Consider the following 21,356-nt stretch of genomic DNA (forward strand, 5'->3'; position numbering starts at 1 on the left):
CTTCACGTGCCCGGCTGCGGCGCGGCCGGCGGCGGCGTAACCTGCCGCCGGAACAGGATGCGCTGGTACAGCCAGCCGATCGCGACCAGCACGACGCCGAGGCACATGAACGAGAGCGCGCGGTAGACGCCCGTCAGCGTCGACATGTCGATGACGAAGGCCTTGAGGATCGTCAGCGCGATGACGGCGGCAGACGCCAGCCGCGCCCGTTCAGAGTTGACGAGGATGCCGATGCCGAGCAGCGCCACGCCAAAGCCGAGCCAGCCGATCGAATAGGTATATTGCTCGGCGCCCGTGGTCGGTCCGGTGGACAGGATCGGCCCGTGATAGAACCGGCGGACCTCCAGCGTGACATAAGCGAGCGCGAACACGAGTGCGCCGCCCGCAATCGTGTTGGCGTAGACCTTGCCACGCTCGCCGACCACCGCATAGGACAGCAGCAGCATGAGCACGGCCGGCAGCGCGTAGCCCAGCAGCAGCAGATTGAAGACGGCGCCGCCGACGTCGATGCGCCACAGCAGCGGATTCTCCAGGATCAGCAGACCGAACACGCTGACGAGCCCGGCAATCGTCGTCAGCACGACCGCGCCGACATTGTGCACGATGCTGCGGCTCCGCAGCCGCAAGCGCTCGAGCCCGATGGCCATCGCCAGCGCGACACATGCTTGCAGCGCGAATTCGAGCAGCGAGGGGGGCGCCGTCATGCTGCCGCCGGTCGCAAAGTGCCGGATCTCCATGAAGGCGAGCAGGGCAGTGAACAGGATCGCGGCGGTCTCGACCATGCGCAGCGGCGCATCGTCGGTGCGGCGGCGCAGAAAGATGCTCGCGGCCCAGAATGAGGCCGCCGGCAGGCCGTAGCCCCAGAGCAGCCAATTGAAGATGGGCGTGGTGCCGACGGCATCGCCGACGATGCGAGGGTCATAGGCGATGCGCGCGGTGACGAGGCCTGCGAAGATTGCCGCGAGCCAGCGCAGGAACGGAATCGGCCGCTGCATCGAGATCCAGGCGGTGCCGAGCGACATCAGCGCCAGCGCGATCGTCAGCCAGCCCTTCTCCAGCGCGAAGGTCAGCGCCAGCGCCAGCGCGCCGAGCGTGCCGGTCGCGAACAGGGCGGTGGAGACCATGGCGCCCGGCCGGCTCTCGCGGCGCGTGAGAGCCTCGGTCGCAGCGCCAAAGGCGGCGGCGAGCAGCACCGCGAGGATTGCGAACGGGATCGAGCGGTCGAGATGGGCGATACGCGCATAGAGCGCGACCAGGATCGCAATCGGCGTGGCGACGCCCGCCGCCGACCACACCACCGGAATGATCGCCGAATTCGAGCGGCCCTGCGCGAGGAAGCCCGCGATACCGAAGCCGGCGGCGAAGATCGCGGCCGTCACCAGATGCAGCGTCACGGAGCTGTCGGTCGCGACAGGACCGATTCCGGCGATGGGGCCGCCCGGCAGCACCAGCATGTCGGGATTGGCGCGCACCGCCCATTCGGCGAACACGATGAACACGGTCGCTGCAGCCGCGCCGAGGGCGCCCGTGGCCGCCGGTGCACGCCAGGCGACGAACAGCGTTCCTGCGACCAGCAGCGTGAAGGCGATCAACGCCAGATCGGCATGTCCGCTCGACAGCACGATCAGCATCGCGCCGAACAGATAGGCGCCGAGCGCGCCCGACGAGACCGGCTCGATCTCGCCGTCCTCGATGCCGGGTCCGAACATGAAGCCGCAGACGACGAGCAGCGCGGCCAGCACGAAGCCTGCGATGACATGGAAGGCGTGCGGCGCGACCTGCAAATCGCTTGCGTCCAGACCCGGGAAGAGCCAGAGCACGGCGAAGACGATCGTCGTCACCGCAAGCCAGCGCCACAGCCGGATGCGGGCGAGGCCGAAGCTCGCGGCGGAGACGACGGCGAGATAGACGTAGAGCGCCCAAAAGTCCGGCTTGCCGCTGGAGACGAGAACCGGCGTCACGAAGGCGCCGACCACGCCGAGGCCGGCGAGCGCGGGTCCGTGCAGCAGCGCGGCCGCGAGCGTGCACATGGCCACGATGCCGAGCAGCACGAAGGCCGTGGCGGGCACCAGGAAGCCGTAGAGCGCATAGGCGGCATAGATGGTGGCGAACGCCACCGCCGTTCCGGCCGCGGTGAGGATCGCGGGGATGTTGGCGATCGGCAGCGCCGCGATGTTGGAGATGCTTTCCTTGCGCCGGGTCCATTCGCCGGCGCCAAGCAGCGCAGCGGCGAATAGGCCGCCCAGGAATACGCGCACGCCCGGGCCGAGCAGGCCGGCCTCGATCGAATAGCGCACCATGAAGAAGCCGCCGAGCGCCAGCGCAAGGCCGCCGATCCACACCACCCAGCGCGTACCGAGCCGTTCCTCGAAGCCAGGTTCGCGAATATCGGGTGCGGGCGCCGGCAGCGGCGGCGGGGCATCGGCCTGCGGGCTCGTTGCAAGCGGGGACGGCGAAAGCTCTTCGGTGACGAGCGGAGGCGGCGCCGTTTCGGCCTCGGGCGCCAGCGGCGGCAGCTCGCTGGCAGCCGTTGCGGGGGCCTCAGCCTGCACTTGTGCGGGCAGCGGCGGCGGCTGGATCGGCCGTTGCGCGTAGAGCATCTCTTCGAGCGCGTTCAGTCGCCGGCGCAGCTCGGCTGCCTGGCTGGAGGCCTTGATGGCGATCAGGAAGGCGGTGATCGCAATGATCAACGCAAAGACGTCAAACGGGCCGTCGAACATGAAGCCTCCAGGCGATCGGCAGGCAGGAGCCGATCACGCAAATGGTCTAGCGCCGGGAGCGTACGCGCAAGCCCGGCGCGGGCCGCTCCTGGAGCACGTCGCGGCGGAAGCGATAGAGCGCCGCCGGCCGCCCGCCCGTCTGTGTCGACATGACCCCGGTCGGTTCGACCAGCGCTTCCATTTCGACCAGGCGGCGGAAATTCTGCTTGTGCAGATGTCGGCCGGAGATCGCCTCCACCGCATGCTGCAGTTCGGTAAGTGTGAATTCAGCTGGCAAAAGTTCAAAGACGACAGGGCGATACTTCAGCTTTGCACGCAGCCGCGCGATGGCCGTGGCGAGAATCCGACGATGGTCGAACCGCATCGAGGTCCCGAGCGGGGGAAGCATCTTGCGCGCTAATGCCGCAGGGCGGCCATCGCGGCGCGCCTCCTCGATCAGCCCGGCCTCGTACAGCAGCTCGTAGCGGTCGAGCACGCGCTCCTCGTCCCAGGGCGCGCCGTCGAGACCGAAATAGAACCGCACGCGATCCCTCCGCGGCAGCGCGCGCGTCGTCTCCGGCGTCTCCTCCTCGGCCCACTTCGTCAGCGCGGGGATGATGTCGCGGGCGATGATCCCCGGCGGTTCCTCGCGCCAGTCTTCCCAGGGAAAGAAGCGGTACCATGGCGCGAAGCTCGCCGCGTTTGCTGCGAGTTCGCCGTCCACAGGGCGCGTCAGTGCGAGATAGCCGATCGAGACCATATGCGCGCCGGTGTCGCCGGCCTCGGCATGGCGCCCGCGATCGCCGAAGGTGTAGAGCTGCTCGACATAGCCGAGCCGCAGGCCCGCCTGTTGCTCGACCCAGGCGCGCAGGCCGATCTCGAAGGTACGATGGCTCACCGCATCGAAGGGGCCGAACGGCAGGCCGGCAAGCCCGTCAGCACCGCGTGCGGTCAGGATCAGCGGCTCGTGGTTCTCGATCGCGACGATTGCGGCGGTGAGGCCAATCTCGATCGGTGTCAGCTGCGTCTCGCTCATGCGATGATGATCGCAGGTGTTGCCACAAACTCGTCCTGCCCGGGCTTGTCCCGGGGATCCACGCTCTGCGTACCCTTGGAAAGTTCGTGGATGGCCGGGACAAGCCCGGCCATGACGGCAGCACCTCTATTGTGGCGCACAGCTCTCATTCGAGCTCGATCACGAAGGGCCGGCCTTCCACCATCATCGCGCCGGGGCCGATCTCGTCGAGCGCGCGCAGCATGCGGCCGTTGCGCCCGAGTGCACGATCGGCGAGGCTGACGATGCGCCGGTTCGGCGAGGCGATCGGCGAGGCCGCGCGGATCTTGCGCGCAATCTCGATCTCGTCGCGATTCGGATTGAGCGCGCAGACGGCCGCGAACGCGCTGGCAGTGGAGCGGCTGATGCCGGCATAACAATGCACCACCAGCGGCGCGCTACGGTCCCAGCCGCGCACGAAGTTCAGCACCTGCTCGATATGCCTCTCCGATGGTGCGACGAAACCGTCCATCTCCTCGGTGATGTCATCCATCGACACCTTGAGGTGGTTGGCGGGGAGCACCGACACCGGACGTGCCACCTGCTCGACATTGGCCATCACGGTCAACACATGGCTGGCGCCTGTGGTGCGGACAGTCTCGGGAAGCGCGGCGAGGGAACAGACGTGGATCATGGCGGACCTTTTTGTTGATTATAGCGGCGGCCACAAGGTGGGCAAAGCTACCACTTCGTCGTCCCGGACAAGCGAAGCGCAGATCCGGGCCTATAGCGACAGAATCGGGTTCTGCGAAGACACATGCTGCCAGTTTTTGCGCTACAATCACTTCCTGGGCCCCCCCTTCGCGGGAACGACGGCGGAGCGATAACCACGATCAATCCGAACAACGCTACGCAAAGACGGCGCCAAACCGCTCGAGAAACTGCTTCTCGGCCCGTGCCGCCGTCCAGGGCGTCAGGTGGTCGCGCCGGACGCTGTCGGACAGGCCGGGATCCTTGCCGAACAGGCGCTTGGCTTCGCTCTCGCTGAAGCCGGCGAGCTCGGTTGCCTCGAGGTAGGCCGCGCCGCGGTCGGCGGCCTTGATGGCTTGCGTGATCTCGTCAGGCAGCACCGGCGGCAGGCCGAAGCGGAGATGGATGGCGCCGAGCAGGCGTTTCTCGACCGCCTTGTAATGGCCGTCGAGCACGGCCTTGAACGGCGAGATCATGTCGCCGATCACATATTCGGGTGCGTCATGCAGCAGCGCGGCGAGGCGCACGCGCTGGTCGACGCGCGGCATCTCGTGCCGCAGCACGGTCTCCACCAGCAACGTGTGTTGCGCAACCGAGAAGATATGCGCGCCGATGGTCTGCCCGTTCCAGCGCGCGACGCGGGCAAGGCCGTGCGCGATGTCGGTGATCTCGATGTCGAGCGGGGAGGGATCGAGCAGATCGAGCCGCCGGCCCGACAGCATGCGCTGCCAGGCGCGGGACTGCGCGTCGCGCGCGGTCTTCCCGGTCATTTGGCCTTGAGACGCGGCTTGCGCTGCGCCTTGCCGCAGGTGGCGTGACAGTGGCAGTCGACGAGGTGGTCGTTGACCATGCCGGTCGCCTGCATGAAGGCATAGACGATGGTCGGGCCGACGAATTTGAAGCCGCGCGAGGACAGCTCCTTGGAGATCTGCACCGACAACGGCGTCGAGGCGGGCACGCTCGCGGTGGTCTTGAAATTGTTGACCTTGGGCTTGCCGCCCATGAAGTCCCACAGCAGCTTCGAGAAGCCCGGGCCCTTCTCCATGATGTCGAGATAGGATCTTGCGCTCAGGATCGCGCCGTCGATCTTGGCCTTGTTGCGCACGATGCCGGCATCGTTCATCAGCGCGTGCACCTTCCTGGGCGTATAGCGCGCGATCTTCTCCGGCTGGAAATCGTCGAAGGCTTTGCGAAAATTGTCGCGCTTGCGCAGGATCGTAATCCAGGACAGCCCGGCCTGGAAACCGTCGAGCATCAACTTCTCGTACAGCGCGCGGTCGTCGTACTCCGGCACGCCCCATTCGGTGTCGTGATAGGCGACATAGAGCGGATCTTCGCCGGGCCAGGGGCACCGTGTCTTTCCGTCGGGATGCAGGCGAGGGGCGCGGCTCATGCGGTGGGGTGCTTGGCTGGAATTCGAACGACGTCTGGTTCAGCGAGCGTCAGAGGCAGCCCACCAGCGGTGAGCGGCTGGCCCGCGTCGAGCGCTTCGGCAACGCGGTCGATGCGCACCAGCGCAATGCCCTTGCCGCCGGCGGTCGAGCCGATCGTACCGACCGGCTTGTCGCCGGCAAGAATGGTCGCGCCCGGTTCGGGTGAAGCACCGTCGAGCAGCACCTTCACGCTGCGGGTGCGTGCAGTGCCGCGATGCTGCATGCGCGAGACGACCTCCTGACCGACATAGCAGCCCTTGTCGAAATCGACGCCGGCAAGGCGGTCCATGTTGGTCTCGTGCGGGAACGCATCGCTGTACATGAAGTCGAGCCCGCCGCGGGGCACGCCGAGCGCGATGCGGTGCGCCTCGTATTCGGCCGCATCGACCAGTTCGGCACCGATCAGGTCTGACAGCTTTTGCTTGAGATTTTCCGGGACCAGGATGCGGTAGCCGAGCCCGTCATTCCGCGGATCGGCGAAGGCGAGGTCCGGCTGGGCCGCGGGCTGGCCGTCCCAGGCCGCGAGCACGCCGAGATCGTCGGAAAGGTTGTCCACCGTGACCTTGGCGCGAAGCTTGTAGAATTTGAGCTTGGTGGCGAGGCTATCCGCCAGCGCTTTCGGGCAGTCGATCAGGAACCCGCCGCCGTGACCCGCGGGCGCTTCCGTGATCAGGAAATCCGCGATGATCTTGCCCTGCGGCGTCAGCAGCGCGCCGAATCGGCCCAGGCCCGGTTTCAGCCTGTCGACGTCCGTCGTGATGAGGCCGTTGAGGAAGTTGCGCGCATCCTCGCCCGCGACCTTGACCACGCCCCGGTCGGGAAGAAACGCCGATTTCATGCGAAAATCTCTTGCGACATGTTGCTCCGGAACGTAAGCCCGCAACGCATAAACGACAAGACCTCGAGCCCTGCGCTTGGGGATGACAGAGGCCTTCAGCCATGACCCAGCGTTTCGATGTGATCCTCAAGGGCGGCACCGTGGTCAACCAGGACGGCGAGGGTGTTCGCGATATCGGCATCACCCGCGGGCGCATCGCCGAGCTGGGTCCGCTGTCGCAGGCTGCCGCCGCCGAGGTGATCGACTGCAAGGGCCTTCACATTCTGCCCGGCGTGATGGATACGCAGGTGCATTTCCGCGAACCTGGCCTGACGCACAAGGAAGACCTCGAGACCGGATCTCGCAGCGCCGTGATGGGCGGCGTTACCGCCGTATTCGAAATGCCGAACACCGCGCCGCTGACGGTGACGGAGGCCGAATTCACCGACAAGGTGAAGCGCGCCCATCACCGCATGCATTGCGATTTCGCCTTCTTCATCGGCGGCACCCGCGAGAACGTGCAGGACCTGCCGGTGCTCGAGCGCGCGCCCGGCTGCGCCGGGGTCAAGGTATTCATCGGCTCATCGACCGGCGCGCTTCTGGTGGAGGACGACGAAAGTCTGCGCCGCATCTTCCAGGTGATCCGCCGTCGTGCGGCTTTCCACGCCGAGGACGAGTATCGCCTCAACGAGCGCAAATCGCAGCGCATCGAGGGCGATGCGCGCTCGCATCCGGTCTGGCGCGACGAGACCGCGGCGCTGATGGCGACCCAGCGTCTCGTCAAGCTCGCGCACGAGACGGGCAAGCGCATTCACGTGCTGCACATCTCGACCAAGGAAGAGATCGAGTTCCTGCGCGACCACAAGGATGTCGCCTCCTGCGAGGCGACGCCGCATCATCTCACGCTGGTGGCGCCCGAATGCTACGAGCGGCTCGGTACGCTCGCGCAGATGAACCCGCCGGTGCGCGGCGCCGATCACCGTGCCGGCATCTGGCACGGCATCGAGCAGGGCATCATCGACGTGCTCGGCTCCGATCACGCCCCGCATACGCTGGAGGAGAAGCAGAAGACCTATCCGGCCTCGCCCTCGGGCATGACCGGCGTGCAGACGCTGGTACCGATCATGCTCGATCACGTCAACGCCGGCCGGCTGTCGCTGGCGAGGTTCGTCGACCTCACCAGCGCCGGTCCCGCACGCCTTTACAACATCGCCTGCAAGGGGCGAATCGCCGCCGGCTACGACGCCGATTTCACCATCGTCGATTTGAAGCGCAGCGAGACCATCACCAACGAATGGGTCACGTCCAAAGCCGGCTGGACTCCCTATGACGGCGTGCGCGTGACGGGCTGGCCCGTCGGCACCTTCATCCGCGGCCGCCGCGTGATGTGGCAGGGCGAGCTCGTGACGCCGGGGCAGGGCGAGCCGGTGCGATTTTTGGAGACGCTGAAGCAGTAGGGGGCAAGGATTGCGCCGTTTTCCCCGCTGTCATGCTCCGCGTAGGCGGGGCATCCAGTACGCTGCGGCCTCTCGATACAAGCGCTGCCACCTCTGGAATACTGGATTGCCCGCCTTCGCGGGCAATGACAGTGTCGTGGACGGACAAGTATGAACGTGGGGGAAGCAACTATGTCCCAGCCAACGGCCCTTATCACCACCGAGCAACTCGCCACCATCCTTGGCGATCCCAACCTGCGCCTCTACGACTGCACGACCTACAACGAGCCCGTCCCGCCCGGCAGCGATGTGCCGTATCGCGCGGTGCCCGGCGACAAGACGTTTGCGTCCGGCCACATTCCCGGTGCCGATTTCCTCGATCTGCAAGGCGAGTTCTCCGACACCTCGTCGCAACAGTTTTTCATGATGCCTGGCGTGGCCCAGTTGGAGGCAGCCTTCGGCCGGCACGGCCTCGATGCCGGCAAGACCATCGTGCTCTACAGCATCGGCACCATGATGTGGTCGACGCGGTTCTGGTGGATGCTGCGCTCGCTCGGCGTCGATGCGCTCGTTCTCGATGGCGGTTTCGACAAATGGAAGGAGCAGGGGCGGCCGATTGAGACAGGCGCACCGAAAGGCTATCCGGCGACGACATTCAAGGCGACGCCGCGCACGGGCTTCTTCGTCGACAAGACTACGATGCTGTCGCGGATCGGCGATCCCGCCACCGTCATCGTCAATGCGCTCGGGCCGCAGTTTCATCGCGGCCTCGAGCCGAGCCGCTATGGCCGGCCAGGCCGCGTTCCCGGCAGCGTCAACGTTCCCGCAGCCACGCTTGCCAATGCCGACAAGACGCTGGCGACGCTTGCCGATGCCGAAGCCAAATTCGCGGCCCTGGGCGTCACGCGCGACAAGAATGTGATTCTCTATTGCGGCGGCGGCATCTCGGCGACGATCGACCTGTTGCTGCTGACGCAGCTCGGCTACGACAAGCTGGCGCTCTACGATGCCTCGATGGGCGAATGGGCGAGGGATCCGGCGCTGCCGATCGAGACGGATTAGCTCTTACCCTCCCCTGGAGGGGGAGGGTCGGCTCACATGAGCGAAGCGGAATGTGAGACGGGGTGGGGTGACGGTCTCTCGGCATCGAACAGTGCCCGTGTGGAGAGATCACCCCACCCCGCTTCACCTCTCGCTTCGCTCGACGTGAAGCGACCCTCCCCCTCCAGGGGAAGGTAAAATCGGGTAAGAAATCCGGGAACCTTTCCCCTGGGCCTGCATCCAATGTCCGGAACCAATGGAGACAAGGTAACCGCGATGCCAGGGACCGCAACTGGCCTGTCCGCCGGCCCCAGGACATCGGAAGCCGCGCTGATCGACCGCGCGCGGCGCCGGGACGAGGCCGCTTTGCGCGAGATCATGCAGGCCAACAACCGCAGGCTCTACAGGCTCGCGCGCGGCATCCTGCGCAGCGACAGCGAAGCCGAGGACGTGGTGCAGGAAACCTATGTCCGCGCCTTCACCCATCTCGAGGGCTTTCTTGGCGAGTCGGCGTTGTCGACGTGGTTGTCGCGCATTGCGATCAATGAGGCGCTCGGACGCGCACGCAGGCGGAAGCCGCAAGTCGAGCTGGGATCGCTGCCGGAGGCAACACTCGAGGCGCAGATCATCCGGTTTCCCCTTTCGTCCGCCGCAACCGATCCGGAAAAGTCCATGGCTCAACGCGAGATCCAGCGCGTCGTCGAACACGCGGTCGACGAATTGCCCGACGCCTACCGCATGGTGTTCATCGCGCGGGTGATGGAGGGGATGAGCATGGAGGAAACGGCCGAGTTGCTCGGCATCAAACCGGAGACTGTCAAGACGCGGTTGCACCGTGCGCGCACGCTGCTGCGCGAGCACGTCGAGAAGAAGATCGGTCCGGTCGTGATGGATGCGTTTCCATTCGCCGGCCGGCGCTGCGAGCGCCTGACCGAGGCCGTGCTCAGGCGTCTTGGCATCGGCGCGTAATTTTCCGGGAACGTTCGTTCGGAATTGGCATCCAACCTGTGCAAGCAACACGCCGGGAAGTTTCCGGCCTCACAGGAGTGTAAAGCCATGTTGATCCGATGGAGCGCGGCGGTCGCCGCAGCGATGATGTTGTCGAGTCCCGTATTGCTGCAAAGCGCCAGCGCAGCCGACAAGCCCACCGATCCGCAGATCGCGCATATCGCCTACACCGCGGGCGTGATAGACATCAACGCGGCCAAGCAGGCGCAGAAGAAGGCGAAGAGCAAGGATGTCAAGGCGTTCGCCGAAGATATGCTGCGCGACCACGAGGCGGTCAACAAGCAGGCCCTCGCGCTGGTCAAGAAGCTGAACGTCACGCCGGAGGACAACGACACCAGCAAGGCGCTGTCGAAGCAGGCGAGCGACAAGCTGGCTGAGCTCGACAAGCTGAGTGGTGCGGCGTTCGACAAGGCCTATGTCGCGAACGAGGTCGCCTACCACAAGGCGGTCAATGGCGCGCTGGAGACGCAGCTGATTCCGTCCGCAAACAATGCCGAGCTGAGGAGCCTGCTGCAGACCGGCCTGAAGATATTCCAGGGTCATCAGCAGCACGCCGAGCACGTCGCGGCCGAGCTGAAATAGGGAGTGTACGATGAGGTCGGGGCGGCTGTTTTCGCTTCCTATCGCGCTTGTCTTCGCGGCGATGGCCGTCCGGGCGCACGCCACGACGATCGAGATCACGATGGAGAACCTCGTGATCTCACCGGCCGAGATATCGGCCAAGGTCGGCGATACCATCACCTGGATCAACAAGGACGTCTTCGCGCATACGGCCACTGCGAAAAACGGTGATTTCGACGTGACGCTGGCGCCGAAGAAGTCGGCGTCGTCAATTCTGAAGAAGGCGGGAACGATCGATTATTACTGCCGCTATCATCCCAATATGAAAGCGACACTCAAGGTCGAGCCGTGAAGGAGAGGGCAGCGCATTCCCGTGCGCTGCGGGAACATCTCCCGATGGCCGGGAGACTAATGCTTGTCCGCCGACAGCGGCTTCCGTGCGATAAAGGCGGCAGACTTCGCGAAGCCTTTCGTCAAATCCGCTTTGCAAGGTCATTCATCCGTCGACTGGCCCCGCCCGCGTGGCGGGGTCATTTTCGGCAGGGCCTACTGCCTGGAGATGCCGACCGAGAACTCGCCGTTGCGAATGCGGCCAGGGAAACCCTCGACGAACTTCGCCACCGCGTCCTCGCCATAAGTGCCGACGAGTTCGGCCAGTGCCGCGAACAGGCTCGCCTGAGCCAGGCAATCGCCGTCGACGCCGTCATGGCGCGCCTCGGCCCAGGCCTCGTTGAGATAGCTCAGGGCAGCCTGTTTCTGCTCGTGATCGGGCAGCGGCGCGCGGGCGGGGGCGTAGGAGATCGGCTGGCTCATGAAACTCGGTCAGGGCTGGGGCGCGATCCACGGCGATGCGCTGTGCGAGAGGTGTAGCACGGACGTTAACGACCGCTAGGCCACATCTTTAAGAACGGTTAACGGCTGTGAACAAAGTCGATGACAGGGTTCCACCATGCGTCATTGCGGGACGCACCGATCGGCGCGCCCCGGAATGACGGACGGAAAGAGCCTAGTTCGCGTAGCGCGCGGTGAGATCTCGCGAGATCTTCGAGCCTTCCTCGATGTAGCGGCGGATCGCCACCGTCGCGGCCGGCGTGCAGCTCCGGTAGGTCTGCTGAAAACCGTTATAGCCGCGGTTGAATCCGGCGATCATGCGGGTGCGGCGCTCCCCGGAGGGGGTTTCGGCATCGATCAGCGCCTGCATCTCGTTGCGCCATTTGTTGCCCTCGTTGGCTCCGCAGATGCCGCGCAGATAGTGCAGTCCGCCCAGGATCTCGGCCAGCCGCTGCAAGTCGCCGTCAAACGGCGCCGCCACGTCCTGGGCCCGGACGGACCCGGCGGCGCAGGCGAGAATCAGGGCAAAAATGGCCAGAAATCGCGTGGACATCGGCGGCTGTATGCCCCCTTGGGGCGGTGGACGCAAGGCGGAGCCGCGCCGGCGCTGTGCGGAGAGGTATCGGCTATTCGCGGCGCGGTCAGGCGCCAATCAGCCGCGCGGCCGACTGGATGACCTCCTCCAGCCCCCCGGTCAGCTTCAGGTCGCCGAGGCTCGCCAGGGCGTCCGGCGCGATCCAGCGGTATTCGTCGAGCTCATCGTTCAAGGCCGGTTCCCTGGCCGTCCAGCGGGCGGCAAAGGACATGATCAAATAATGGCCGGCGCCGGCCGCGGCCGGCAGCACCTCGCGCCAGCCGGCGAGGCCAATGATCTCGATACGAAGGCCGGTTTCCTCGTCGACCTCGCGGCTCAGGGCCTGATGCAGCGATTCGCCGAATTCGACCCGGCCGCCTGGAAGCGAATAGAACCCCTTGGCGGGCGAGCGGGCGCGGCGGACCAGCAGCACCTTGCCGTCGCGGAAGATGGCCGCGCTGACCGCAAGCTGGGGGTGGCTGGGCTGGACGATCGCTGCCAATCTTTTCACCTATCCGGCCGAGTTCGCCATGATGGTATCGACGTCGGCTTCCGCGCCGCCATTGATGATGCCGCCGCAGGCTGCGATCAACGGCTTGACCCAGAGCGTGGCCTGCTCGGCTAGGCGGACGCGGGTCGTGTCCTTCTCGACCTCGCGCATGGCCGAGCCGACCGCGGTCAGGATCGAGGTCATGGTGTCCGTGATGTGGTCGAACTGGGCGCGCACGTTGGGATCGGCCTTCTCATAGGCCTCGATCGCCAAATCCCGCGCCTTGAAATTCGACGCCGTGAAATGCTCGGCATAGGACAGCGGCGACCAGGTCAAAAAATCTTCCGCGCATTCCGGCATGTCCGGGACCATTTCGAGCAGCATCACGGCTTCATTGAAATGGTTGAGATAGTCGGTGGCAAGCCCGGTCCGCGGGTTGATGTTGGCGACACGCAGCCGCTCGGCCCAGGCCTCAGCCTCGGGGCCCGTCTGTACATGCGTCCGCGCGGGTTGGGAGGCCGTTGAGCTCATCTGCCGCAGTGTTAACGTTCGGGGTTAAAAGGACCTGAACGGACCCTATATAGACGGCCAGGCATGTGTGGACGCTTCGTCATAACTTCGGCCCCCGCGGCCTTGCGGCAATTGTTCGGCTATGTCGAACAGCCGAATTTCCCGCCCCGGTACAATGTCGCCCCGACACAACCAATTCCGGTGGTCTTGGTCGAGAACGGCGCTCGCCATTTCCGCCTGATGCGATGGGGGCTGTTGCCTTCCTGGGTCAAGGATCCGCGCGGATTTACGCTCCTGATCAACGCCCGCTCGGAGACCGTGCTGGAGAAGCCTGCCTTCAAGAAGGCGATTCGCCGCCGGCGCGGCGTGATTCCGGCCGATGGCTATTACGAGTGGAAGACGGAAGGCGGCCGCAAGCAGCCGTTCTTCATCCGTCGCGCCGACGGCGAACCGCTCGGTTTTGCCGCAGTGTTCGAGACCTGGGTCGGGCCGAATGGCGAGGAACTCGACACGGTCGCGATCGTCACGGCGGCAGCAGGCGAGGACCTCGCCGCGCTGCATGACCGCGTGCCCGTCACCATCAGCCCGCGCGATTTCGAGCGCTGGCTCGACATCAAAGGCGACGAGGTCGACGCGATCCTGCCGCTGATGACCGCGCCGCGCATCGGCGAATTCGCCTGGCACCCCGTCTCCACCCGCGTCAACCGCGTCGCCAATGACGACGAGCAGCTCGTGCTGCCGATCAGCGCGGAGGAGATGGAGGCGGAGGCAGAGGCGGTGAAGCCGAAGAAGGTGCGGAAGGCCTCCGCTGCGTCTGCCGATGACGGGCAGGGGTCGTTGTTCTAGCTGCGGTGCCGCAAGTGCCGGGTGGGTAAAGGCGCAACGCGCCGTGCCCATCATCTCTCCCGTTACGCGATAAGCAATGGTGGGCACGCTTCGCTTTGCCCACCCGGCAGCGGAGTGTTTGGCGCCGCCTCAAACAATCTCCCTCGCCCTCAGCGCCGCAATTTCCGCCGCATCGAACCCCAGCTCGTCGAGGACCGCATCCGTATCTGCGCCCAGCTCCGGTGCCATGTGATCCAGCCGGCCGCCGCCATGGGCGAGCTTGAAGCCGCTGCCCGCGAAGCGCAGGCGGCCATAGGGCGTGTCGAGCTCCTGCATCGCGCCGCGCGCCTTGATCTGCGGATGATCGATGACCTCCTCGACCTTCCAGATACTGGCGCAGGGTGCTCCAGCGTCTTCCAGGATCGTCTCCCATTCGCGCGCCGGCCTTGCCGCCAGCGCCTCCTCAATGATGGCGCGCAGCGCCGGCTCGTTCTCGTTGCGCGCGAACCAGTCGGCGAAGCGCGGGTCGGTGAGCGTGTCCTCGCGGCCGAGCGCGCTTATCAGCGCGCGGTACTGCTTCTCGTTGTTGACGGCGAGCAGGATGTGACCGTCGCCGCATTTGAACAGGTTCGCGGTCGTCCGGCGGCTGACCGCCTGGTTGCCCGAGAGCTGCTGCTGATGACCGGCGACCGACCAGTCCGCGATCTGTCCGGAGAGGAACGCCAGCGTCGCCTCCAGCATGGAGACATCGATGAGCTGTCCCTTGCCGGTGCGGTCGCGCTGATACAGTGCGCTCGATACGCCAAATGCCGCCGTCGCGCCCGACAGCACGTCGCATACGGCAAAGCCGGCGCGCGTCGGCCCCGTTTCGGGGTGTCCGGTGATCGCCATGATGCCCGACAACGCCTGCATCTTGCCGTCATAGCCGGGCCGCAGGCGGTCCGGGCCGGTCTGGCCGAAGCCGGAGACCGCGCAATAGATCAGCTTTGGATTGATCGCCGACAGCGCCTCATAGCCGATACCGAGCTTGTCCATCACGCCCGGTCGAAAGTTTTCCATGACGACATCGACGCTCGCGGCGAGCTTCTTCACGATCGCGATTGCCTCCGGTTTCTGCAGATCGAGCGTCAGGCTGCGCTTGTTGCCGTTGATGGCCTGGAACGCCGGTGCCAGCCCGCGTTCGGCCCATTCGCGTGAAAGCGGCGTGCGGCGCATGTCCTCGCCCTCGCGCCGCTCGACCTTGATGACGTCCGCGCCCAACAGCGCAAGCTGGTAGCTGGCATAAGGACCGGCCAGCACTTGCGTGAAATCCAGGATCTTCACGCCCTCGAACGGTCGCGTCACGTCGCTCTCCCCTTTTGATTGTCGTTATCGGAGGACGTCAGGCGGCGCGGTTGCCGCGCGCGATCTCCTTCTGCTTGTCGAATTCGGCGCGGCGGCGGGCGAGCTCTTCCGGCGAAAGCTGCGCGATATTGTTGTAGTCGAGCTTCCAGGAGGCGTCCTCGCTCCAGCGCAGCGGCGACTGCATCGTCGTTTGCGGGCCGCTCGCGGTCTCCAGCAGCCGCAAGGCGAGCTCCAGCGTCCGCGCCTGCGAGGCGACGTCATGCGGCTTGCCGGCGGAATTGCCGAGTGGGAAGTCGCTGAACAAGAAGCGCGGCACCGCCGCGTGCTCGATGATGTCCTTGGCGCAGCCCATGATCACGGTGGGAATGCCGTTGGCTTCAAGATGCCGCGCCACCAGCGCCGTGGTCTGGTGGCAGACCGGGCAGTTCGGCACCAGCACCGCGGCGTCGACCTTGTCCGCGAGGCAGCGTGCCAGGATCTCCGGCGCGTCGGTGTCGAGCGTGACGCGATGGCTGCGGTTGGTCGGCGCGCCGAAGAAGCGCGGGGCGACCTCGCCGATCCGCCCGGCGGCGGACGCCTGCAACAGCTGCGGCAGTGGAAACCAGGTGCCGTTGTCGGTGGCGCTCGTGTGCTTGCGGTCGTAGCCGATGTGCGAGATGCGAAGGTCGTGCTGCCTGGACGTGTCACCGTCATAGACCTGGTAGAACTTCGCGCTGCCGTTATACGCCGCGCCCGGCCCCTGGTCGCCCTTGGCGGGATCGTAGGGCGCAGCGGTCGTGACGATGGTCACGCGCGACTCTGCCAGCTTCTTCTTCAGCGGCTGGAACGGCGCCGAGGTGTGATGCGCCCAGCGATACGGCGTGGTGTAGCCGATCGCCGCGTAATACTCCCGCGTGCGCTGCATGTAGGGGACGGGGGAATCGTAGTCGGGCGCAAAGCCGAATTCATCGTCGCGCGGAGCGGACATGGACGCGTCTCCTGGTTCTTGGTTGGCGCCAGACTAGAGATAGTTTTGGAGCAGCTCAACGGGGGGCAGGTCGGCGCAAGACAGAATTGCAATGGACGATGAAGCCGCGCGAACGGTGCCACCTGCCCGCCCCTGGCGGGGCTCTGGAGGGCGGGGTAAGAGTGGCGTGCTCGCTCTACCCCCTTCTCACACTGGCTCCGCCATCGACCGGCAGTGTCACGCCCGTAATGAAATTCGCCTCATCGGACGCCAAAAACAGTGCCGCGTTCGCCACATCCCATCCGGTGCCCATCTTCCTGCGTAGCGGCACCTTGCTGTCGCGCTCGGCTTCGACCTCGGCGCGGGTCTTGTGCCATTCGCGGGCCCGGGTATCGACTGCCATCGGCGTGTTCATCAGGCCGGGCAGGATGACGTTGGCGCGAATGCCGTATTCGGCGTTCTGGTAGGCGAGCTGTTCGGTGAAGGCGATCATCGCCGACTTCGTCGCCTTGTAGGCGACGTAAGGGTAGGTCGTGATCGCCGCCATCGAGGAGATGTTGATGATGGCGCCGCCGCCTTGCGCGCGCATGATCGGGATCACTTCCTTCGCGGCGAGAATGCAGCTCTTCAGATTGATGGCGACGACGCGGTCGAATGCCTCCTCGGTCAATTGCAGCAGTTCGGCATCGCCGCCGGCGAGGCTGACGCCGACATTGTTGTGCAGCACGTCGATCCGGCCCCAGCGCGACTGCGCGTCGGCAACCATCGCCTTGATGTCGGCAGCTTTGGTCACGTCGGCCTTGAAGGCCGCGGCGGTGCCATGTTTCGCAGTGATCATTGCCACCGTTTCCTGCGCCGATTCCAGATGATGGTCGACGCACAAGACCTTCGCGCCCTCGCGCGCAAAGGTCAGCGCGGTGGCGCGGCCGTTGCCCATGCCTTCGCCGGGGCTTTGCCCGGCCCCGACGACGATCGCGACCTTGTCCTTCAAGCGCATCTCAGTTCACTCCCGGGCAACATTTTCGTGCAGATTAGCAATCGTCCCGACCGGAGAGAAGGGCGTGGCTCCCGCGTTCATGTCATTGACATCGCATGGAATTGCATGTTGCGGCCGGTCCATCGCGCACGGCTGGCCCTTGCAGTCCAGGAACCGTTCCGAGATTGCAGCGTTTGCCGCCGGAGCCTTTCCCGCGCTAGGCTCACTTCCGGGGCTTCCCAACCGCTAGTGGCTTGCCGATGAATCTGCTCGATCCGCAAGGGCCCGTGGCTGCGGCCAACAGCACCATTTTGGTCGATTCCGTCTTCATCATGCTCGTGATCGTGGTGCCGACCATCATCGCGATTCTCGGTTTCGCGTTCTGGTTTCGCGCCTCCAATCCGCGCGCGCGGTTTCAGCCCCAGTTCGTCTATTCCGGCCGCGTCGAAATGGTGGTGTGGGCAATCCCTGCACTCACGGTCATCCTGCTCGGCGGCGTCGCCTGGATCGGTTCGCACCAGCTCGATCCGGCCGCGCCGGTGCCGGGCACCGGAAGCCCGGTGCGGATCCAGGCCGTTTCGCTCGACTGGAAATGGCTCTTCATCTATCCGGACCAGCGCATCGCCACCGTCAACACGTTGACGGTGCCCGCCGGCGCCGAGCTTAATTTCCAGCTGACATCGTCGAGCGTGATGAACACGTTTTTCATCCCGCAGCTCGGCAGCATGATCTACACCATGAACGGCATGGTGACGAAGCTGAACCTGCGCGCCGACAATGAAGGCAAGCTCCAGGGTCTGTCCGCGCATTTCTCCGGCGACGGTTTCCCCGACATGATGTTCGACGTCAACGTCATCTCGCCGCTCGCGTTTCCGGAGTGGGTGGCGAACACCGCGAAGACGGATGCCGTGCTGAACGCGGACAGCTACAAGGAGCTGATGCAGCAAGGCATCGAGAAGGGCCGACCTGTCTACCGTCTGGACGATCCCCGGCTGTTCGACCTGATCGCGACCCAGTACATTCCGCCGGGGCCAGGGCCGGAGCTCGCATCCGAGGCGGGCCGGTCGCACAGTGGAGGCCATGATGCTCGGTAAGCTCGATTGGTCCGCCATTCCGTTCGATCAGCCGATTCCGCTCGTTGCCGGCGCGATGGTCCTAGTCGCAATCCTCGGCGTCTTGACGTGGGTCGTGGTGAAGGGACATCTGCCCTATCTCTGGAGCGAATGGATCACCAGCGTCGATCACAAGCGCATCGGCGTCATGTACATCCTGCTCGCCTCGGTGATGCTGCTGCGCGGCGGCAGCGATGCCATCATGATGCGGATCCAGCAGGCGGTGGCGTATCAGTCTCAGGGCTACCTGCCGCCGGAACACTACAACCAGATCTTTTCGGCGCACGGCACCATCATGATCTTCTTCGTGGCGATGCCGTTCGTGATCGGCCTGATGAACCTGGTCGTGCCGCTCCAGCTCGGCGTGCGCGACGTTGCGTTCCCGACGCTCAATTCGGTCGGCTTCTGGCTGACTGCGACCGGCGCACTGCTGGTCAACGTCTCGCTCGTGGTCGGCGAGTTCGCGCGCACCGGCTGGCTCGCCTTTCCGCCGCTGTCGGGGCTTGTCTACTCGCCCGGTGTCGGCGTCGACTATTACGCCTGGTCGCTCCAGATATCAGGCGTCGGTACGCTGGTGGCCGGCATCAATCTCGTCACCACGGTGCTGAAGCTGCGCACGAAGGGCATGAACTATCTGCGCATGCCGATGTTCTGCTGGACCACGCTGGCCTCGAACCTGCTCATCGTCGCGGCTTTCCCGATCCTCACCGCCACGCTCGCGATGCTGCTGCTCGACCGCTATCTCGGCTTCCATTTCTTCACCAACGAGGCCGGCGGCAACGTCATGATGTTCATGAACTTGATCTGGGCCTGGGGACATCCGGAGGTCTACATCCTGGTGCTGCCGGCCTTCGGCATCTTCTCGGAGGTGGTCTCGACCTTTTCCGGCAAGGCGCTGTTCGGCTATCGCTCCATGGTGCTCGCGACCATGGCAATCTGCGTCGTCTCGTTCATGGTCTGGCTGCACCATTTTTTCACGATGGGGGCGGGGCCCGACGTCAATGCCATCTTCGGCATCGCCAGCATGATCATTGCGATACCGACCGGCGTGAAGATCTACAACTGGCTGTTCACGATGTATGGCGGCCGCATCCGTTTTGCGACGCCGATGTTGTGGTCGGTCGGCTTCATGGTCACCTTCATCATCGGCGGATTGACGGGCGTCCTCGTCGCGGTGCCGCCGGCCGACTTCATGCTCCACAACAGCATGTTCCTGGTCGCGCACTTCCACAACGTCATCATCGGCGGCGTGCTGTTCGGCGCCTTCGCCGGCTTCGAATACTGGTTTCCGAAGGCGTTCGGCTTCCGCCTCGACGAGCGCTGGGGCAAGGCCGCGTTCTGGTTCACCTTTCTCGGCTTCTACGTCACCTTCATGCCGCTCTACATCGCCGGCATGCTCGGCATGACCAGGCGCATGCAGCACTATGACGTCGCGGCCTGGCGGCCCTGGATGATCGTTGCGGCAGTCGGCATGGCCGTGCTGACGATCGGGGTGATCTGCCAGATCATGCAGCTCGTCATCAGCATCCGCAACCGCGAGGCGCTGCGCGATCGCACCGGCGATCCCTGGGACGGGCGCTCGCTGGAATGGGCGACCTCGTCGCCGCCGCCGGTATTCAACTTCGCCTTCAATCCCGATGTGCGCGGCGAGGACGCCTATTGGGAGATGAAAGTCCACGCCCGGCAGCAGTCGCTCGCGCACGAACAGCCGGAATATCGGGACATCGAGATGCCCCGCAATTCGCCGACCGGCTTCGTCTGCGCGTTCTTCGCCGCCATCATGGGCTTTGCGCTGATCTGGCACATCTGGTGGATGGTGATCCTGGGGGGTATCGGCGCGTTCGCGACCTTCGTCGTGTTCGCCTGGCGCGACCATGACGAATACGTCATCCCGGCCGAGGAGGTCGCCCGCATCGACCGCATCAATATCGAGGAACGGCGCAGCCTCGTCAGCATGGCGGGAGCAATCTGATGGCGATGACCGCGACTGCCGACCACGCCCGTGCCGATCCCCATCACGTCGGCGTTGTCATTGAGCATCCCGGGCCGGCGCCGAAGCGGATCGTGACCGCCTACGGCTTTTGGGTCTTCCTGCTCTCCGACATCGTGATGTTCTCCTGCTTCTTCGCGGCCTATGCGGTGCTGTCCGGCCAGACTGCCGGCGGCCCCAAGGGGGCGGAGATCTTCGAGCAGAGGAATGTCGCGATCGAGACGGTCTGCCTGCTTCTATCGAGCTTCACCTGCGGAATGGCGAGCATCGCTGCCGACGTGCGCAACCGGTTCTGGTTCTATCTCGGCATGACCGTGACATGCGTGCTCGGGCTGATCTTCCTTGCCATTGAGTTCCGTGAGTTCGCCGATCTCGTCGCGCGCGGCTATGGCCCGTCGCGCAGCGCCTTCCTGACCGCGTTCTTCTCGCTGGTCGGCTGCCACGGCCTGCACGTTTCGGCCGGCGTGCTCTGGCTCCTGACCATGATGGCCCAGGTCTTCGCCAAGGGATTTCGTGCCGACGTGTTGCGGAGGATGATGTGCTTTGCGCTGTTCTGGCATGCACTCGACATCATCTGGGTCGGGGTGTTCTCCGTCGTCTACCTGCTTGGAGGTGCCCCATGAGCGATCAGACGCACGTGCCGGCCGGGCATGACCTCGCACCGGGCGAGGAAGAGCAACATAGTGTCGGCACGAGGATCCTCGGTTACGTCGTCGGGCTCGCGCTTGCGCTGCTGCTGACGGCGACGTCGTTCTTCATCGCCGGCACCGATCTGGTCTGGCAGCCCTCGATTCCCGTCGCGCTGATCGTGCTTGCGATCGCACAGATGGGTGTGCATCTCGTATTCTTCCTGCACATCACCACGGGCCCCGACAACACCAACAACGTGCTGGCGCTCGCCTTCGGGCTGCTGGTCGTCTTCCTGGTGGTGGGCGGGACGGTCTGGATCATGGCGCATCTCAACGCGAACATGCCGCCGATGGACCAGATCATGCGGATGCAGTGATGACGCGCAACGA

At 65.2% G+C, this 21,356-nt stretch carries 23 protein-coding genes; 10 read left to right on the plus strand and 13 right to left on the minus strand.

Features of this window, described 5'->3' with window-relative positions:
- Nucleotides 1–2: 2 nt before the first annotated feature.
- From XH87_RS29430 to ygfZ, 6 genes are all read right to left on the minus strand, one after another.
- The gene (locus XH87_RS29430; protein ID WP_271589929.1) at nucleotides 3–2,720 is read right to left on the minus strand and encodes a DUF2339 domain-containing protein; all 2,718 of its coding nucleotides are present in this window, start codon (nucleotides 2,718–2,720) and stop codon (nucleotides 3–5) included.
- 46 nt (nucleotides 2,721–2,766) lie between these two features.
- Nucleotides 2,767–3,735: an NUDIX hydrolase gene (locus tag XH87_RS29435; RefSeq protein WP_271589930.1), complete on the minus strand. Its 969-nt coding sequence runs from the start codon at nucleotides 3,733–3,735 to the stop codon at nucleotides 2,767–2,769.
- Nucleotides 3,736–3,880: 145 nt separating this feature from the next.
- Nucleotides 3,881–4,387, minus strand: coding sequence for a tyrosine phosphatase family protein (locus XH87_RS29440; RefSeq protein WP_035713616.1), 507 nt, complete (start codon nucleotides 4,385–4,387; stop codon nucleotides 3,881–3,883).
- 214 nt (nucleotides 4,388–4,601) lie between these two features.
- Nucleotides 4,602–5,213, minus strand: coding sequence for an HD family hydrolase (locus XH87_RS29445; protein WP_271589931.1), 612 nt, complete (start codon nucleotides 5,211–5,213; stop codon nucleotides 4,602–4,604).
- Entirely contained in the window at nucleotides 5,210–5,836 is a 627-nt protein-coding gene (locus XH87_RS29450; protein ID WP_271589932.1) for a DNA-3-methyladenine glycosylase I, read from the minus strand. Before XH87_RS29450 ends, XH87_RS29445 begins: the two co-directional genes overlap by 4 nt.
- Nucleotides 5,833–6,714 (minus strand): CAF17-like 4Fe-4S cluster assembly/insertion protein YgfZ, encoded by an 882-nt coding sequence (gene ygfZ / locus XH87_RS29455; RefSeq protein WP_271589933.1) that lies wholly within the window; start codon nucleotides 6,712–6,714, stop codon nucleotides 5,833–5,835. Before ygfZ ends, XH87_RS29450 begins: the two co-directional genes overlap by 4 nt.
- A gap of 101 nt (nucleotides 6,715–6,815) precedes the next feature.
- On the opposite strand from ygfZ, the gene XH87_RS29460 reads away from it, so the two are divergent.
- The 5 genes from XH87_RS29460 to XH87_RS29480 all read left to right on the plus strand — a co-directional run bounded on the left by XH87_RS29460 (nucleotide 6,816) and on the right by XH87_RS29480 (nucleotide 11,091).
- Nucleotides 6,816–8,150, plus strand: a complete 1,335-nt coding sequence (locus tag XH87_RS29460; protein ID WP_271589934.1) for a dihydroorotase — start codon at nucleotides 6,816–6,818, stop codon at nucleotides 8,148–8,150.
- 171 nt (nucleotides 8,151–8,321) lie between these two features.
- Complete coding sequence (locus tag XH87_RS29465) at nucleotides 8,322–9,191, plus strand: sulfurtransferase (RefSeq protein WP_271589935.1); 870 nt, start codon at nucleotides 8,322–8,324, stop codon at nucleotides 9,189–9,191.
- Nucleotides 9,192–9,446: 255 nt separating this feature from the next.
- Nucleotides 9,447–10,139, plus strand: coding sequence for an RNA polymerase sigma factor (locus XH87_RS29470; RefSeq protein ID WP_271589936.1), 693 nt, complete (start codon nucleotides 9,447–9,449; stop codon nucleotides 10,137–10,139).
- A gap of 87 nt (nucleotides 10,140–10,226) precedes the next feature.
- Entirely contained in the window at nucleotides 10,227–10,760 is a 534-nt protein-coding gene (locus XH87_RS29475) for a DUF4142 domain-containing protein (RefSeq protein ID WP_271589937.1), read from the plus strand.
- Nucleotides 10,761–10,770: 10 nt separating this feature from the next.
- The gene (locus XH87_RS29480) at nucleotides 10,771–11,091 is read left to right on the plus strand and encodes a cupredoxin domain-containing protein (RefSeq protein WP_271589938.1); all 321 of its coding nucleotides are present in this window, start codon (nucleotides 10,771–10,773) and stop codon (nucleotides 11,089–11,091) included.
- Between the two features lie 194 nt (nucleotides 11,092–11,285).
- Here XH87_RS29480 and XH87_RS29485 read toward each other — a convergent pair whose 3' ends face one another.
- The 4 genes from XH87_RS29485 to XH87_RS29500 form a co-directional block, all read right to left on the minus strand.
- Nucleotides 11,286–11,552: a hypothetical protein gene (locus tag XH87_RS29485; RefSeq protein WP_025034564.1), complete on the minus strand. Its 267-nt coding sequence runs from the start codon at nucleotides 11,550–11,552 to the stop codon at nucleotides 11,286–11,288.
- A 193-nt stretch (nucleotides 11,553–11,745) separates the two neighbouring features.
- Nucleotides 11,746–12,123 (minus strand): TIGR02301 family protein, encoded by a 378-nt coding sequence (locus XH87_RS29490; protein WP_035713654.1) that lies wholly within the window; start codon nucleotides 12,121–12,123, stop codon nucleotides 11,746–11,748.
- Nucleotides 12,124–12,211: 88 nt separating this feature from the next.
- Complete coding sequence (locus tag XH87_RS29495) at nucleotides 12,212–12,646, minus strand: NUDIX hydrolase (protein ID WP_035713657.1); 435 nt, start codon at nucleotides 12,644–12,646, stop codon at nucleotides 12,212–12,214.
- Nucleotides 12,647–12,655: 9 nt separating this feature from the next.
- Nucleotides 12,656–13,165: a hypothetical protein gene (locus tag XH87_RS29500; RefSeq protein ID WP_035713662.1), complete on the minus strand. Its 510-nt coding sequence runs from the start codon at nucleotides 13,163–13,165 to the stop codon at nucleotides 12,656–12,658.
- 63 nt (nucleotides 13,166–13,228) lie between these two features.
- Between XH87_RS29500 and XH87_RS29505 the strand changes: the two genes are divergently transcribed.
- Nucleotides 13,229–13,990 carry an SOS response-associated peptidase gene (locus tag XH87_RS29505; protein ID WP_271589939.1) on the plus strand — a complete coding sequence of 254 codons (762 nt, stop codon included), beginning with the start codon at nucleotides 13,229–13,231 and terminating at the stop codon, nucleotides 13,988–13,990.
- A 129-nt stretch (nucleotides 13,991–14,119) separates the two neighbouring features.
- On the opposite strand, the gene XH87_RS29510 is transcribed toward XH87_RS29505, so the two are convergent.
- From XH87_RS29510 to XH87_RS29520, 3 genes are all read right to left on the minus strand, one after another.
- Nucleotides 14,120–15,313, minus strand: a complete 1,194-nt coding sequence (locus XH87_RS29510; RefSeq protein ID WP_035713669.1) for a CaiB/BaiF CoA transferase family protein — start codon at nucleotides 15,311–15,313, stop codon at nucleotides 14,120–14,122.
- Nucleotides 15,314–15,350: 37 nt separating this feature from the next.
- Nucleotides 15,351–16,280: a glycine/sarcosine/betaine reductase selenoprotein B family protein gene (locus XH87_RS29515; RefSeq protein ID WP_035713674.1), complete on the minus strand. Its 930-nt coding sequence runs from the start codon at nucleotides 16,278–16,280 to the stop codon at nucleotides 15,351–15,353.
- Nucleotides 16,281–16,455: 175 nt separating this feature from the next.
- Complete coding sequence (locus XH87_RS29520) at nucleotides 16,456–17,256, minus strand: SDR family NAD(P)-dependent oxidoreductase (RefSeq protein WP_271589940.1); 801 nt, start codon at nucleotides 17,254–17,256, stop codon at nucleotides 16,456–16,458.
- Between the two features lie 239 nt (nucleotides 17,257–17,495).
- On the opposite strand from XH87_RS29520, the gene XH87_RS29525 reads away from it, so the two are divergent.
- From XH87_RS29525 to cyoD, 4 genes are read left to right on the plus strand one after another with little or no spacing between them, the layout of a single operon-like run.
- Complete coding sequence (locus tag XH87_RS29525; RefSeq protein WP_271589941.1) at nucleotides 17,496–18,329, plus strand: cytochrome ubiquinol oxidase subunit II; 834 nt, start codon at nucleotides 17,496–17,498, stop codon at nucleotides 18,327–18,329.
- Nucleotides 18,319–20,319, plus strand: a complete 2,001-nt coding sequence (cyoB, locus tag XH87_RS29530) for a cytochrome o ubiquinol oxidase subunit I (protein WP_271589942.1) — start codon at nucleotides 18,319–18,321, stop codon at nucleotides 20,317–20,319. The genes XH87_RS29525 and cyoB overlap by 11 nt, the downstream gene beginning before the upstream one ends.
- Nucleotides 20,319–20,960 (plus strand): cytochrome (ubi)quinol oxidase subunit III, encoded by a 642-nt coding sequence (locus tag XH87_RS29535; RefSeq protein WP_271589943.1) that lies wholly within the window; start codon nucleotides 20,319–20,321, stop codon nucleotides 20,958–20,960. The genes cyoB and XH87_RS29535 overlap by 1 nt, the downstream gene beginning before the upstream one ends.
- Nucleotides 20,957–21,343 (plus strand): cytochrome o ubiquinol oxidase subunit IV, encoded by a 387-nt coding sequence (gene cyoD, locus XH87_RS29540; RefSeq protein WP_035713688.1) that lies wholly within the window; start codon nucleotides 20,957–20,959, stop codon nucleotides 21,341–21,343. The genes XH87_RS29535 and cyoD overlap by 4 nt, the downstream gene beginning before the upstream one ends.
- Nucleotides 21,344–21,356: the final 13 nt, after the last annotated feature.

This window comes from Bradyrhizobium sp. CCBAU 53415, from assembly GCF_028128735.1.
Lineage (GTDB): Bacteria > Pseudomonadota > Alphaproteobacteria > Rhizobiales > Xanthobacteraceae > Bradyrhizobium.

Coding starts and splice junctions, on each gene's coding strand:
- XH87_RS29430 (WP_271589929.1), bottom strand. CDS start 2,720: ATGTTCGACGGCCCGTTTGACGTCTTTGCGTTGATCATTGCGATCACC.
- XH87_RS29465 (WP_271589935.1), top strand. CDS start 8,322: ATGTCCCAGCCAACGGCCCTTATCACCACCGAGCAACTCGCCACCATC.
- XH87_RS29450 (WP_271589932.1), bottom strand. CDS start 5,836: ATGAGCCGCGCCCCTCGCCTGCATCCCGACGGAAAGACACGGTGCCCC.
- XH87_RS29520 (WP_271589940.1), bottom strand. CDS start 17,256: ATGCGCTTGAAGGACAAGGTCGCGATCGTCGTCGGGGCCGGGCAAAGC.
- ygfZ (WP_271589933.1), bottom strand. CDS start 6,714: ATGAAATCGGCGTTTCTTCCCGACCGGGGCGTGGTCAAGGTCGCGGGC.
- XH87_RS29485 (WP_025034564.1), bottom strand. CDS start 11,552: ATGAGCCAGCCGATCTCCTACGCCCCCGCCCGCGCGCCGCTGCCCGAT.
- XH87_RS29525 (WP_271589941.1), top strand. CDS start 17,496: ATGAATCTGCTCGATCCGCAAGGGCCCGTGGCTGCGGCCAACAGCACC.
- XH87_RS29470 (WP_271589936.1), top strand. CDS start 9,447: ATGCCAGGGACCGCAACTGGCCTGTCCGCCGGCCCCAGGACATCGGAA.
- XH87_RS29515 (WP_035713674.1), bottom strand. CDS start 16,280: ATGTCCGCTCCGCGCGACGATGAATTCGGCTTTGCGCCCGACTACGAT.
- XH87_RS29500 (WP_035713662.1), bottom strand. CDS start 13,165: ATGAGCTCAACGGCCTCCCAACCCGCGCGGACGCATGTACAGACGGGC.
- XH87_RS29440 (WP_035713616.1), bottom strand. CDS start 4,387: ATGATCCACGTCTGTTCCCTCGCCGCGCTTCCCGAGACTGTCCGCACC.
- XH87_RS29445 (WP_271589931.1), bottom strand. CDS start 5,213: ATGACCGGGAAGACCGCGCGCGACGCGCAGTCCCGCGCCTGGCAGCGC.
- XH87_RS29505 (WP_271589939.1), top strand. CDS start 13,229: ATGTGTGGACGCTTCGTCATAACTTCGGCCCCCGCGGCCTTGCGGCAA.
- cyoD (WP_035713688.1), top strand. CDS start 20,957: ATGAGCGATCAGACGCACGTGCCGGCCGGGCATGACCTCGCACCGGGC.
- XH87_RS29460 (WP_271589934.1), top strand. CDS start 6,816: ATGACCCAGCGTTTCGATGTGATCCTCAAGGGCGGCACCGTGGTCAAC.
- XH87_RS29480 (WP_271589938.1), top strand. CDS start 10,771: ATGAGGTCGGGGCGGCTGTTTTCGCTTCCTATCGCGCTTGTCTTCGCG.
- XH87_RS29435 (WP_271589930.1), bottom strand. CDS start 3,735: ATGAGCGAGACGCAGCTGACACCGATCGAGATTGGCCTCACCGCCGCA.
- XH87_RS29535 (WP_271589943.1), top strand. CDS start 20,319: ATGGCGATGACCGCGACTGCCGACCACGCCCGTGCCGATCCCCATCAC.
- XH87_RS29490 (WP_035713654.1), bottom strand. CDS start 12,123: ATGTCCACGCGATTTCTGGCCATTTTTGCCCTGATTCTCGCCTGCGCC.
- cyoB (WP_271589942.1), top strand. CDS start 18,319: ATGCTCGGTAAGCTCGATTGGTCCGCCATTCCGTTCGATCAGCCGATT.
- XH87_RS29475 (WP_271589937.1), top strand. CDS start 10,227: ATGTTGATCCGATGGAGCGCGGCGGTCGCCGCAGCGATGATGTTGTCG.